15 protein-coding genes are annotated in these 13,185 nt (G+C 63.1%); all 15 read right to left on the bottom strand.

Annotation, left to right across the window (positions count from 1 at the left end; genetic code table 11):
- Position 1: 1 nt before the first annotated feature.
- Positions 2-745, bottom strand: coding sequence for a biotin--[acetyl-CoA-carboxylase] ligase (locus ACN0S5_RS00925; RefSeq protein ID WP_417205110.1), 744 nt, complete (start codon positions 743-745; stop codon positions 2-4).
- 113 nt (positions 746-858) lie between these two features.
- Positions 859-2,301 (bottom strand): NADH-quinone oxidoreductase subunit NuoN, encoded by a 1,443-nt coding sequence (gene nuoN, locus ACN0S5_RS00920; RefSeq protein WP_417205108.1) that lies wholly within the window; start codon positions 2,299-2,301, stop codon positions 859-861.
- 12 nt (positions 2,302-2,313) lie between these two features.
- On the bottom strand, positions 2,314-3,882 hold the full coding sequence (locus ACN0S5_RS00915; RefSeq protein WP_417205106.1) for an NADH-quinone oxidoreductase subunit M: 1,569 nt from the start codon (positions 3,880-3,882) through the stop codon (positions 2,314-2,316).
- Entirely contained in the window at positions 3,882-6,011 is a 2,130-nt protein-coding gene (gene nuoL / locus ACN0S5_RS00910) for an NADH-quinone oxidoreductase subunit L (RefSeq protein WP_417205104.1), read from the bottom strand. Before nuoL ends, ACN0S5_RS00915 begins: the two co-directional genes overlap by 1 nt.
- Positions 6,012-6,015: 4 nt before the next feature.
- Positions 6,016-6,321, bottom strand: a complete 306-nt coding sequence (gene nuoK / locus ACN0S5_RS00905) for an NADH-quinone oxidoreductase subunit NuoK (protein WP_023849383.1) — start codon at positions 6,319-6,321, stop codon at positions 6,016-6,018.
- A 145-nt stretch (positions 6,322-6,466) separates the two neighbouring features.
- Positions 6,467-6,664, bottom strand: a complete 198-nt coding sequence (locus tag ACN0S5_RS00900; RefSeq protein WP_417205102.1) for a hypothetical protein — start codon at positions 6,662-6,664, stop codon at positions 6,467-6,469.
- The gene (locus tag ACN0S5_RS00895; RefSeq protein WP_417205100.1) at positions 6,661-7,197 is read right to left on the bottom strand and encodes a hypothetical protein; all 537 of its coding nucleotides are present in this window, start codon (positions 7,195-7,197) and stop codon (positions 6,661-6,663) included. The genes ACN0S5_RS00900 and ACN0S5_RS00895 overlap by 4 nt, the downstream gene beginning before the upstream one ends.
- A gap of 8 nt (positions 7,198-7,205) precedes the next feature.
- Complete coding sequence (locus ACN0S5_RS00890; RefSeq protein WP_417205099.1) at positions 7,206-7,808, bottom strand: NADH-quinone oxidoreductase subunit J; 603 nt, start codon at positions 7,806-7,808, stop codon at positions 7,206-7,208.
- The gene (locus ACN0S5_RS00885) at positions 7,805-8,212 is read right to left on the bottom strand and encodes a carboxymuconolactone decarboxylase family protein (protein ID WP_417205098.1); all 408 of its coding nucleotides are present in this window, start codon (positions 8,210-8,212) and stop codon (positions 7,805-7,807) included. The genes ACN0S5_RS00890 and ACN0S5_RS00885 overlap by 4 nt, the downstream gene beginning before the upstream one ends.
- A complete protein-coding gene (locus ACN0S5_RS00880; protein ID WP_417205096.1) occupies positions 8,209-8,715 on the bottom strand; it encodes a hypothetical protein in 507 nt (168 codons plus the stop codon). The genes ACN0S5_RS00885 and ACN0S5_RS00880 overlap by 4 nt, the downstream gene beginning before the upstream one ends.
- Positions 8,716-8,737: 22 nt before the next feature.
- A complete protein-coding gene (gene nuoI / locus ACN0S5_RS00875; protein ID WP_094035618.1) occupies positions 8,738-9,232 on the bottom strand; it encodes an NADH-quinone oxidoreductase subunit NuoI in 495 nt (164 codons plus the stop codon).
- 1 nt (position 9,233) lies between these two features.
- Positions 9,234-9,554 carry a hypothetical protein gene (locus ACN0S5_RS00870; protein WP_417205095.1) on the bottom strand — a complete coding sequence of 107 codons (321 nt, stop codon included), beginning with the start codon at positions 9,552-9,554 and terminating at the stop codon, positions 9,234-9,236.
- Between the two features lie 135 nt (positions 9,555-9,689).
- Entirely contained in the window at positions 9,690-10,727 is a 1,038-nt protein-coding gene (gene nuoH / locus ACN0S5_RS00865) for an NADH-quinone oxidoreductase subunit NuoH (RefSeq protein ID WP_417205093.1), read from the bottom strand.
- Positions 10,728-10,734: 7 nt separating this feature from the next.
- Positions 10,735-11,112 (bottom strand): hypothetical protein, encoded by a 378-nt coding sequence (locus tag ACN0S5_RS00860; protein ID WP_417205509.1) that lies wholly within the window; start codon positions 11,110-11,112, stop codon positions 10,735-10,737.
- Positions 11,113-11,127: 15 nt separating this feature from the next.
- Positions 11,128-13,146: an NADH-quinone oxidoreductase subunit NuoG gene (gene nuoG, locus ACN0S5_RS00855; RefSeq protein ID WP_417205091.1), complete on the bottom strand. Its 2,019-nt coding sequence runs from the start codon at positions 13,144-13,146 to the stop codon at positions 11,128-11,130.
- Between the last annotated feature and the right edge of the window lie 39 nt (positions 13,147-13,185).

Below are 13,185 nucleotides of genomic sequence, written 5' to 3'. Positions count from 1 at the left end.
CCTATCCGAAGAAGATGTCCGCCGCCGCAATGGTCACGCGGCCCTTGGGGGTCTTTAGGACAAGTTGCCCGGTGGCGTCCACCGTCTCGAAGACACCCGTCACCGTATCGCGGGTTGTCCGGGCGGTGATCGTCTCGCCCAGACGTCCGGCGCGCTGCAACCAAAGCCCCCGGATCGGCTCAAACCCGTAGGTGGCAAAACGCGCCTCATGCAGCGCATAGGCGGTGGCAAGCGCGTTCAGAAAGGCCTCCGGCGTGACCCGGACCCCGGTCTCGGACAACAGGGCCACCGGCGGGACCGCGTGTTGCTCCACCTGAGCGGCATCCGGCGCAGCCAGCAGGTTGACCCCGATCCCGATGGCCAGATGCCCGCCCGGCCCGCCAATGCTCTCCAACAGGATACCGGCCAGCTTGCCGCCGTTCATCAACACGTCGTTGGGCCATTTCAGCGCCAGACCGATCGCCGTGCCGGTCACCGCCTCCAATGCATCGTAAAGCGCCAGAGAGGTCACAAAACTCCGCAGCGCCATCTTGTCCGGGGTGTCCGCCGGGCGGATCACCAGAGTGGCGGCGAAATTCCCCTCGGGGTTGACCCAGGTCCGGCCGCGCCGCCCCCGCGCCGCCGTCTGCCGCAGGCCAAGTATCCACTCCGGACCGGACAGCCCGCCCGCGATCCGCGCCGCCTCGGCATTGGTGCTGTCCACTTCGGCCAACACCCGTCGACCGTAGCCCTCTGGCCAACCCATGGCACCCGCCCCCGTTTCTTCTGTCCTGAAATATTCCCGGGGGAGTCGACCGCAGGAAGACGGGGGCAGCGCCCCCAACCGCAGCGCGCCCGCAGGGCGCGCTGCCTCCGGGGTCAATTCACCAGTGTCGCCGCGGCGGCCTGCGCCACCCCCTCGATGCCAAACAGGTTCACCACACCAACCACCATGATCACCGCCGACACCATCAGAAAGCCCCACAGAACCGGCGATTTGCCACCGTCCAGTGCGTCCTCGCGGTCCTGCCCGAAGTACATGTAGAACACGATCCGCAGATAGTAGAACGCGCCGATGACCGAGGCGACCACACCGGCCACCGCCAGCCATGCCAGCCCGCCCTCATAGGCGGCGCGCAGCACGTAGAACTTGCCGAAGAAGCCCACCAGCGGCGGCACCCCGGCCAAGCTGAACAGCAGCACCAGCATGGCCAGCGCCTTGCCCGGCTCCTTGGTGGAATACATGCCAAGGCTTTCGATATCGGTCACCGGCTGACCGTCCCGCTCCATCGACAGGATAAAGGCAAAGGTGCCGACGTTCATGGTGACGTAAATCGCCATGTAGATCAGCATCGCCTGCACACCCAGTTCGGTGCCCGACGCCAGACCCATCAGCGCATAACCCATGTGGGCGATCGAGGAATAGGCCATCAGCCGCTTGATGTCGCGCTGCCCGATTGCCGCGATCGAACCAAGGAACATCGACAGCACCGACAGCAGCGCCACAACCTGACCCCAGTCCGAGGTCGCATTGCCGAAGGCGTCAAACATGACCCGCGCGAACAGTGCCATCGCCGCCACCTTCGGCGCGGTGGCAAAAAAGGCGGTGACCGGCGTCGGAGAGCCTTCGTAAACATCCGGCGTCCACATGTGGAACGGCACGGCAGAGACCTTGAACGCCAGACCGGCGATCAGCATGACCAGACCAATCAGCAGACCAACCGGCATGTCTCCTTCGCTGGCGGTCTGGATGATGCCGGAGAACAGCGTCGTTCCCGCATAGCCATAGGTCAGCGAGGCCCCGTAGAGCAGCAGACCAGACGACAGCGCCCCCAGCACGAAATACTTCAGCCCCGCCTCGGTCGACTTGGCACTGTCCCGGCGCAGCGAGGCCACCACGTACAGCGACAGAGATTGCAGTTCGAGCCCCATGTACAGCGACATCAGATCGCCCGCCGAGACCATCATCATCATGCCGACAACCGCCAGCGTGACCAGCAAGGGGTACTCGAACCGCAGCAGCCCACGGCGCGCCATGTAACCTTCGCTCATCAGCAGCACCGCCGCCGCCGAGACAAGGATCACCACCTTGGCAAAGCGCGCAAAGCCGTCGTTCACGAACATCCCGTGAAAGGCCACCTGCGTGCCCTCGCCGGTTGCCCCGATCCAGAAGGCCAGCGCCAGAAACAGCGCCGAAGTCACCCAGACCAGCGTCGGAGCCAGCTTGTCCTTGCTGGAGTAGACCGCCCCCACCAGCGCCGCCATCGCAAAGACCGACAGCAGGATTTCCGGCAGGATGATGTTGAGATCAGCCGAGATCATGTCCCGCTCTCCTTAGTGTTCCGCGACAGCAACTTGCGTGTCGGCCTTGGTGCGGCCGGCAGCGGCAAGCGCCGTGTCTACTTTGGTAACCAGCGCCTCGACCGACGGACCGGTGCGGTCAAGGATCGGCGCCGGGTAGACGCCCATCCAGATCGTCATGACCACCAGCGGCGCAAAGATCGCCTTTTCGCGCGTTGTCATGTCCTTGATGGTCTTGAGGCTTTCCTTGATCAGATCGCCCATCACCACGCGGCGATACAGCCAGAGCGCATAACAGGCCGACAGGATCACGCCGGTGGTCGCCCCCGCCGCCACCCAGGTGTTGACCTGGAAGACGCCCATCAGGGTCAGGAATTCGCCGATGAACCCGGAGGTGCCCGGCAGGCCGACGTTGGCCATGGTGAACAGCATGAAGATCAGCGCATAGGCCGGCATCCGGTTCACCAGACCGCCGTAGGCATCAATGTCGCGGGTGTGCATCCGATCATAGATCACCCCCACGCAGAGGAACAGCGCGCCCGAGATAAAGCCGTGGCTGATCATCTGGAAGATCGCCCCGTCCACACCCTGCTGGTTGGCCGCAAAGATGCCCATGGTCACGTATCCCATGTGCGCGACCGAGGAATAGGCGATCAGCTTTTTCATGTCTTCCTGCACCAGCGCCACCAGCGAGGTGTAGATGATCGCGATCACCGACAGGGTAAAGACAAAGGTCTGCATCACGTCGGACCCCACCGGGAACATCGCAAGGCTGAACCGCAAGAAGCCGTAGCCGCCCATCTTCAGCAGGATCGCCGCCAGCACCACCGACCCGGCGGTGGGGGCCTGAACGTGCGCCTCCGGCAACCAAGTGTGGACCGGCCACATCGGCATTTTCACCGCAAAGCTGGCGAAGAAGGCAAGGAACAGGATCGTCTGCATCCCGCCGACGACATGCACGCCAAGGAGACTGAAATCCTCGGAGGCAAAGGTGTGTTTCAGCAGCGACACATCGCAATGGCCGATACAGGTGGTGCCCGCGTCGGAATACATCGCCACCATCGCCACCAGCATCAGCACCGAGCCGAGGAAGGTATAGAGGAAGAACTTGAACGAGGCATAGATGCGGTCCTTGCCGCCCCAGATGCCGATGATCAGGAACATCGGGATCAGCCCCGCCTCGAAGAAGAGGTAGAACAACACCAGATCCAGCGCCATGAACACGCCCAGCATCAGCGTTTCCAGCAGCAGGAAGGCGATCATGTATTCCTTGACCCGGTGGCTGACGTCCCAGCTTGCCGCGATGACCAGCGGCATCATGAATGTGGTCAGCATCACAAACAGGACACTGATCCCGTCCACGCCCATCCGGTAGTTGAGCCCCAGCAGCCAGGGCCGTTCCTCGACCATCTGGAACCCGGTGTTGCCGGCGTCGAACTGGAACAGGATAAACAGCGAGATGACAAAGGTCGCCCCCGTCGCGATCAGCGCCAGCCACTTGGCATTGCGCTGCGCCGCCGCATCCTCGCCCCGCAGGAACAGCGCCATGATCAGCGCCGCCAGGGCGGGCAGGAAGGTGACGATGGAAAGCAGGTTGCCCATTAGTGTGCCCCTCCGCTGAGCGTCATCCAGGTGATGAAGATCGCGATCCCGATCACCATCGCAAAGGCATAGGTAAAGATGTAGCCGGACTGTGCCCGCCCCGCGAGGCGGGTGAAGAAGGGCACAATCCCCAAGGCGATCCCGTTCAGGCCGCCTTTGATGATCGCCTCATCGCCGCCCTTCCACAGGATGCGTCCCAGTGCCTTGGCGGGCTGCACAAAGAGGAAGTCATAGATCTCGTCCACGTACCATTTGTTCAGCAGGAACAGGTACAGCGGGCGCTGGCTCTCGGCCAGTTTGACCGGCAGTTTCGGGTTCACGATGTAGAACCAGTAGGCGGTGACAAACCCGATCAGCATGGCGATGAACGGAGACACCTTGACCCATGTGGGCGCGTGGTGCGCGTCGTCCATCACATGGTTGTCGGTGCCCATGTAGATCGCGCCAGCGCCCGGTGCCGCCACCGCATGATCTGCGGCCGGGGCCGCGTGATCGCCCGCGTCGGCGGTGTCCGCGTGGGCGGCGTCTGCCTCGGCGTGGTCGTCACCGTGTCCGGCATCGGCGGGTGCGCCATGGTCCGCCGCCTCGGCATGTACGCCGGGGATTCCGAAGAAGGCGTTCACCTTGTCATGGTCGCCGAAAAAGCTGCCGTACCAGATCATGCCGGAGAACACCGCCCCCAGCGCCAGCACGCCCAGCGGCACCAACATGACGGTCGGGCTTTCATGCGCATGCTCATGGGTGTGCTTGTCACCGCGCGGCTTGCCGAAGAAGGTCATGAAGATCAGCCGCCAGCTGTAAAAGCTGGTAAACAGCGCCGCGATGACCAGCATCCAGAAGGCATAACCGCCCTGCGTGCCCGCATAGGCGCTCTCGATCACCGCGTCCTTGGACAGGAAGCCGGCAAAGCCGATGTGCGTCAGCGGGATACCCACGCCGGTGATGGCCAGCGTGCCGATCATCATCGCCCAGAAGGTATAGGGCAGCTTTTTGCGCAGACCGCCATAGTTCCGCATGTCCTGCTCGTGGTGCATCCCGTGGATGACCGAACCGGCGCCCAGAAACAGCATCGCCTTGAAAAAGGCGTGCGTGAACAGGTGGAACATGGCGACCGAATAGACGCCGACGCCCGCCGCCACAAACATGTAGCCCAACTGCGAACAGGTCGAATAGGCGATCACGCGCTTGATGTCGTTCTGCACCAGACCCACGGTCGCGGCGAAAAAGGCCGTCGTCGCGCCAAGGAAGGTGATGAAGGCCGTCGCGTGCGGCGCAAATTCCATGATCGGCGACATGCGGCAGACAAGGAAGACACCGGCGGTGACCATGGTTGCGGCGTGGATCAGCGCCGACACCGGGGTCGGGCCTTCCATCGCGTCGGGCAGCCATGTGTGCAGGATGAACTGCGCCGATTTGCCCATCGCGCCGATGAACAGCAGCAGCGCCACCACCTCGGCCGCATTCCAGCTGCGCCAGAGGAAGGTCAGCTGCGTTTCCGCCAACGCGGGTGCGGCGGCAAAGACATCGTCAAAGCGCACGCTGTCGGTCAGGAAGAAGATCGCGAAGATCCCCAGCGCAAAGCCAAAGTCGCCAACCCGGTTGACCACAAAGGCCTTGATGGCGGCGGCATTGGCGCTTGGCTTGCGGTAGTAGAAGCCGATCAGCAGGTAGGACGCGACGCCCACGCCTTCCCAGCCAAAGAACATCTGCACAAGGTTGTCAGAGGTGACCAGCATCAACATGGCGAAGGTAAAGAACGACAGGTAGGCAAAGAAACGCGGTTTATAGCTTTCCTCACCTTCCTTGAACTGGCTGTCATGCGCCATGTAGCCAAAGGAATACAGGTGCACGAGCGCCGAAACCGTGGTCACGACGATCAGCATGATCGAGGTCAGCCGGTCCAGCCGGATCGACCAGTCCGTCGACAGCGTGCCGCTCTCGATCCAGCGCATGACCTGAATGTGCTGCGTTTCCGGTCCGTGTGTGAAAAACACGATCCACGAAAAGGCGCAGGCCAGAAACAGCAGGCCGGTGGAAATCCACTGCGCACCGCGAATGCCCGTCAGTTTCCAGCCAAAGCCCGCGATGAGCGCGCCCACCAGCGGGCCAAAGAGGATGATGCTCTCCATCAGGTCAGCCTTTCATCACGTTGACGTCTTCCACGGCAATGGTGCCGCGGTTGCGGAAGAAGCAGACCAGGATCGCCAGACCAATCGCGGCCTCGGCGGCGGCGACGGTCAACACGAATAGCGTGAAGACCTGCCCCACCAGATCGCCCAGATGCGTGGAAAAGGCGACAAGGTTGATGTTCACCGCCAGCAACATGAGTTCGATGCTCATGAGCAGGATGATCACGTTCTTGCGGTTCAGGAAAAGCCCGAAGATGCCGATGACAAAGAGCACCGCCGCCACCGTCAGGTAATGTTCCAATCCGATCATGTGCGTCCCTCCGGGCATTTTGCCCGATTTAGTTCCATCTCGTGCGCCCGGATGTTTCCGGACCCGCCCCGGACCTGATCCGGGGCCTCTTGCCTCATGTCCCCGCCCTGTCGGACAGAGGTTCCGGGTCAGGCCCGGAACCGTGTCAGCCCAGCCGCCGCGGACCGCGCCCCAGCAGCTTTAGCCGCCCCAGCTTATCCTCGGTCCAGACCTGCGCCCGCACTGGCAGCAGCAGCATCGCCTTGCGCAACATCCAGGCCCCGGCAAGGATCTTGAAGACCCAGAACGCGCCGTAGAACGCCAGCCCGTAGGGCGACAGAACCACCTCCCAGAACGCGCTCATTGGCCTGCCCCCGCGCGACCGGGATTGAACAGCCCGCATGCGCAGCTCAGGTCATAGCTTTCGCCCGCCTCGCCCAGAACGACCGGCGCCTGAACCGATCCCAGTTGGACCAGCCGCAGGTCGTCTAGGTCGTCCAATGCCGCCATGTCCGCGTAACTCCGTGGCATCTCGCGGATCATCTCCGCCATCCTGCCATAAGCGCCGTCCATGGCCGCCATATGCTCGTCCACCGTCATCGCGCCGCGCGGACCGAACAGAAAGGCCGATCCCTCCGCGCAATCCACCACCACCTGCGACTCGCGCACATAACAGGCATCGCCCTCGTAGTGCACCTGCACGACATAGCCCAGCCGCAGGGCCTCTGCCGGCATCAGTCCCGCGGCCCCGACAGGCGTGCGCAGGTGACGGACCGAGCATCCCTCCCCCTTGACCGTCGCGGCCTCCGCGTTCAGCGCGGGCGAACAGGCCAGCGCCGGACCGGCCAGCGTCGCACCCGCCCCCAGCAGCGCAGCGCCCAGAAACATATGTCGCAAAGATGCGATCAAAGGCCCTGCCCCGGCTTGACGTCCTTGAGTTCCATCGCCTTGGCCGGATCGCGGTACATCTGCGCCAGAATGTCCTGACGCTTGATGTCGGTGCGGTGGCGCAGGGTCAGCACGATGGCCCCGATCATGGCGACCAGCAGGATCAGGCCCGCAAGTTGGAACAGCAGGAAATACTGGTCATACAGGATCAGCCCCAGCGCCTCGGTGTTGTGGCGATCCGCGGGCACCGGCTGCGCCAGTTGCCCTGCCGCAAGCTCCGACGCCTCCCAGACACCAAAGGCCATAGCCAGTTGCATCAGGATCACCAGCCCGATCAGCAGCGCCAGCGGCATGTATTTGGCCATCTCCGCCTTCAGTTCGGCAAAATCGACGTCCAGCATCATGACCACGAACAGGAACAGCACCGCCACCGCGCCGACGTAGACGATGATCAACAGCATGGCGACAAATTCCGCCCCCATCAGCACAAACAGCCCCGCCGAGGACAGAAAGGCGAGGATCAGCCAGAGCACCGAATGCACCGGGTTGCGGCTGACGACCGTGAACAACCCGCCCGCTATGGCGCCGAGTGCAAAGAGGTAGAAGGCAAAGACCATCATGTCTCGTCATCCTTATTTTCGGCGATGACCTCACGCGCCAGATCCATAGCGCGGGTCATCGCGGGAATACCTGCGAACATCGACATATGGCCGATGGTTTCGGCGATCTCTTCGGGTGTTGCCCCGGCCTCCAGCGCGTGGCGCACGGTCAGGCGGAACGGCGTTTCCGCCTGTGCGCCCTGCATCGTCAAACCCGAAATGGTCAGCAGCAGCCGGGTCTTGGCGTCCAGCCCGGTCTTCGACATGCCCTTGCCGAACCACATTTCCATGGCGTCCTTGGACATGGTCGGCCAAAGCTTTTCAAAGCCCTTGGGATCAAAGCCGGACATCGCGGGATTGAAGGCCTTGGCCATCTCCTGCGCCTGCTCCATCATCAGCTCAAAAGGGGTCTTGCTGTCGGTCATTTGCCGGCCTCGCGGATGGGGCAACTGCCAAAGACGGCAGTGCGGGCAGACAGCCACTTGCCGTCCTCATAAGCGCGCGGTTCAAGAATTGACACCACTTCGACCCCGTCGCGCTGAAACGGGGCCACACTGGCCAGCCCGTCCGGTGCGCCGGTGAACCCCGCGCCGAAATCCGTCATCAACCGGGCAAAGATGGTGTCGATCATCGCGCCCTGATCCGGGGCAGAGACGCTCATGATGCAGTCGCAGAACCCGTCATGTTCGATCAGGTTGATCACGATTTCCGGTTCCGCCACCCAGACGCCATCCTGCCGCGCCATCCCGGCCCTGGCGGCCCGGTCGTCGATATCGGCGTAATCCGGGGCCGACCCCATGCAGACCTGCGAAAACAGCGCCGCGCGTTTGGCGTTCCAGGCGTCGCTCCCCGGCTCTTGCGCAATGCCGCCGCCCGCCGCAAGGGCGAGCGCGCAAAGAGCAACAGCGGAATTCAGTCGGCGGGGCATAAGCGGTCTCGGTCTTTCGGGCTCAGCGGTAGGGCGCGTCAAGTTCAAGGTTGCGGGCGATCTCGGCTTCCCAGCGGTCGCCGTTCTCCAGCAGCTTGGTCTTGTCGTAGTACAGTTCCTCGCGGGTCTCGGTGGCGAATTCGAAATTCGGACCCTCGACGATGGCATCCACCGGGCAGGCCTCTTGGCAGAAGCCACAGTAAATGCACTTGGTCATGTCGATATCATAGCGCGTGGTGCGGCGGCTGCCGTCGTCGCGCGGTTCCGCGTCGATGGTGATGGCCTGCGCCGGGCAGATTGCCTCACACAGCTTGCACGCGATACAGCGTTCCTCGCCGTTGGGATAGCGGCGCAGCGCGTGTTCACCGCGGAACCGGGGCGACAGCGGCCCCTTTTCATGCGGGTAGTTCAGCGTGGCCTTGGGGGCGAAGAAGTACTTCAGCCCCAGTTGGAACCCCTTCACGAAGTCCGCGAGCAGAAAGTACTTTGCGGCCCGGCCGTAGTCGATGGTCGCCATGCTATCCTTGCTCCCCTGCCATGTTGTTCAGATCGGCCTCGAACTTTTCGGCCGTGGGCGCGTCCATCCGCGGATCGCCCTGCTCATCGTGGTCTTTCAGCGCCGCCGGTCTGGACGGGGCCGGATCTTTGGCGCGCGCAGCCTCTGCGGCCTGCATGTCGGCGGCCCAGCGGAACACGGCGGCGGCGATTTCCGTCGCCTGCGGCATCAGATTGCCGTCGCTGTCCACATCCGGCAGGCCGGTGTCGCGCACGACAAAATCGCCAAGGTCGATCATGTCGATGTATTTCGCGTCGAGGATGGCGGATTTCAGATCAGACATGGGTGGCTCCCTTTTGGACATGGCCGCGCGTCGTGCGCGCCCCTGCCCTCAGGATACCACTCAGCGGCGCACCTGTGGCGGGTTCCCCCACCTTCCGGCTGCACGAAACGATATGTTTCCGATCCGGCAACATCCTCAGCCTCCGGTCACCCAGCGCGCGTAGCTGTCAAAGAACCAACCGAACTTGGCCGCGAAGGCCACGAAGACCACCCAGACCAGAGAGAACGGCAGGAAGACCTTCCAGCCAAGGCGCATCAACTGATCATAGCGGTAACGCGGTGTGATCGCCTTCACCATCGCGAAGATGAAGAAGAAGAACGCCATCTTGCCGACCATCCACAGCGCGCCGTCCGGCAGGCCGGGGATCGGCGACAGCCAGCCGCCAAAGAACAGCAGCGAGGTCAGCGCGCACATCAGGAAGATGGCGATATATTCACCGGCCATGAACAGCAGGAAGGGGGTCGAGGAGTATTCGACCTGATACCCGGCAACCAGTTCCGATTCCGCCTCAGGCAGGTCGAAGGGCGGGCGGTTTGTCTCTGCAAGGCAGGAGATGAAGAACAGGAAGACCATCGGGAAGTGCGGCAGCCAGTACCAGCTGAAGAACCCGAACCGACCGTCTTGCGCCGCGACGATATCGCCAAAGTTCAGCGACCCGGTCGACAGGATCACGCCGATGATGATCAGGCCGATCGACACCTCGTAGGAAATCATCTGCGCCGCAGAGCGCAACGAGCCAAGAAACGGATATTTGGAGTTCGAGGCCCAGCCGCCCATGATCACGCCGTAGACCTCAAGCGAGGACACGGCAAAGACGTAAAGGATGGCCACGTTGATGTCCGACAGCACCCAGCCCTCGCTGAACGGGATCACCGCCCATGCGATCATCGCCAGCACAAAGCTTGCCAAGGGCGCCAGCATGAACACGGTGCGGTCGGCCCCTGCCGGGATGACCACCTCTTTGACGACGTATTTCAGCGCGTCGGCCACCGTTTGCAGCAGGCCGTAGATGCCCACCACGTTTGGCCCGCGCCGCATCTGGACCGCGGCCCAGATCTTGCGGTCGCCGTAGACGAGAAAGAGCAGTGACACCATCACAAAGCCCAGCACCGCAAGGCATTGCGCAAAGATGATGACAAAGGTGCCCAGAGGCGTGGCGAAGAAGTTTTCCATCAGGTCCTCACACCATCGGTATTCCGTTCTCGGCACAGGCCAGCGCCGCCACTTCGGCGTCGATGGTCTTGAGCCCGCGGGGCAGCTCCGCCGAGATGGTGTAAACCGCATCTCCGCGCCATAGGCCACCCTCTTCGTAGACAGTCGTGCGCAAATGACGCGCAAATCCGTAACCCCGGATCAGGGCATATTGCGCGGCTGCGCATTCGGCGTAATCGTCGACATCCGCCGCATTGCGCGCGCCGCGCATCTCGACCTCGAACTGCACCAGATCGCCGTCCAAAAGCCGCGTCTCGACACCGGAATAGACCGGCGCGAAAGGCGGTTCCGGGTCTTCCGGAGTGCAGGCCGACAGGCTGCTGGCCAAGGCCAACAAGGATATGATCACCAGCCCGCGCACTTATTCCGCCGCAAGCGGCGCCGATGCGCGGTCCCGCGCGGCCTTGGACAGTTCCGCCATCAGCGCACTGGCGCGGGCGATCGGGTTGGTCAGATAGAAATCACGCACCGCATTGCGGAAATCCGCATCGCCAAGCGTGCCCGCCTCCAGCGGTTGCCAGTCGTTTTCGGGCACCTCGTCGATGCCTTGCAGATGCGGCACCTCACCGACCAGCGCCTGACGCAGTTCGGCCAGCGTGTTCCACGGCAACGTTGCGCCCATCTCGGCGGACAGCGCCCGCAGGATCGCCCAGTTTTCCTTGGCCTCCCCCGGCGCAAAGCCAGAGCGCAAGGCAATTTGCGGGCGGCCTTCGGTATTGACGAACAGGCCCTGCTCTTCGGTGTAGGCCGCGCCCGGCAGGATCACGTCGGCGCGATGCGCGCCCCGGTCGCCATGGCTGCCCTGATAGATCACAAAGGCCCCCGGCGCGATTTCGACCTCGTCCGCGCCCAGATTATAGATCACGTCGGCCTCTGACACCGCGTCCATACCCCGGTCATTGACCGCGCCCACATCCATCGCGCCAACGCGGCTGGCCGCCGTGTGCAGCACCATCAGCTTGGATTTCGAACGGGTGCAGATCTCCATGGCGGTCGCCAGAACAGCGGCGCCGTCCGCTTCGCGCAACGCGCCTTGTCCGATCACCACAATCGTGTCCTGATCGACCGCGTCGCTGTGGTCACGATCCAAGATATCCTGAAGCGCGGCACGGCCCGCTCCGGCGTGATGATAGTCATAGGTCAGATCGACCGCTTCGCCGACCAGCCCGACCTGCGCGCCGTTGGCCCATGCCTTGCGGATGCGGGCGTTCAGCACCGGTGCCTCGACACGCGGGTTGCTGCCGATCAACAGGATCATCTTGGCGGTGTCGATGTCCTCGATGGCAGCCGTCCCGACATAGCCCGAGCGGTTGCCCGCAGGCAGTTTCGCGCCATCGGTGCGGCATTCGACGACACCGCCCTGCCCCTCGATCATCTGTTTCAGGCTATACATCGCCTCGACCGGGGCCAGATCCCCGATAATACCCGCCGGTTTGGTGGCGGATTTCAGCGCCTCGGCGGTCTTGGCCAGCGCCTCGCCCCAGCTAGCCGGGCGCAGCTTGCCGTTCTCACGGATATAGGGCCGGTCCAGCCGCTGGCGGCGCAGCCCGTCCCAGACAAAGCGCGTCTTGTCGGAAATCCATTCCTCATTCACGCCGTCATGGTTGCGCGGCAGAATGCGCATGACTTCGCGGCCCTTGGTGTCGACGCGGATGTTCGACCCCAAGGCATCCATCACGTCGATGGTTTCTGTCTTGGTCAATTCCCACGGACGGGCGGTAAAGGCATAGGGTTTCGACACCAGCGCGCCCACCGGGCACAGGTCGATGATGTTGCCCTGCAAATTCGAATCAAGCGTCTCGTTCAGGTACGAGGTGATCTCGGCATCTTCGCCACGCCCGGTCTGGCCCATCTGGGTGATGCCCGCGACCTCTGTGGTGAACCGCACGCAACGGGTGCAGGAAATGCAGCGCGTCATATGCGTCTCGACCAGCGGACCAAGGTCCAGATCGTCGGTGGCACGCTTGGGTTCGCGGAAACGGCTGAAATCGACGCCATAGGCCATGGCCTGATCCTGAAGGTCGCACTCGCCGCCCTGATCGCAGATCGGGCAATCCAGCGGGTGGTTGATGAGCAGGAACTCCATCACCCCTTCGCGGGCCTTCTTGACCATGGGCGAATTGGTCTTGATTTCCGGCAATTCGCCGTTGCGGCCACCGCGCACATCGCGGACCTGCATCGCGCAGGAGGCGGCGGGCTTGGGCGGACCGCCCACAACCTCGACAAGGCACATGCGGCAGTTGCCGGCGATCGATAGACGCTCGTGATAGCAGAAGCGCGGAACCTCGACCCCGGCCTCTTCACAGGCCTGAATCAGGGTCATCGCCCCATCCACCTCGATCTCTTGCCCGTCGATGATGATCTTGCGCGTATCGGACATGCCTGTGCCTCTCCCGTTCCTCGGCTGGCAGCGCCCAAC

Origin of the sequence: Antarctobacter sp. (genome assembly GCF_048262615.1) — a bacterium.
GTDB lineage: Bacteria > Pseudomonadota > Alphaproteobacteria > Rhodobacterales > Rhodobacteraceae > Antarctobacter.
Note: the sequence above shows the minus strand (reverse complement) of the source record. Positions and strands in the feature narration are given on the sequence as shown.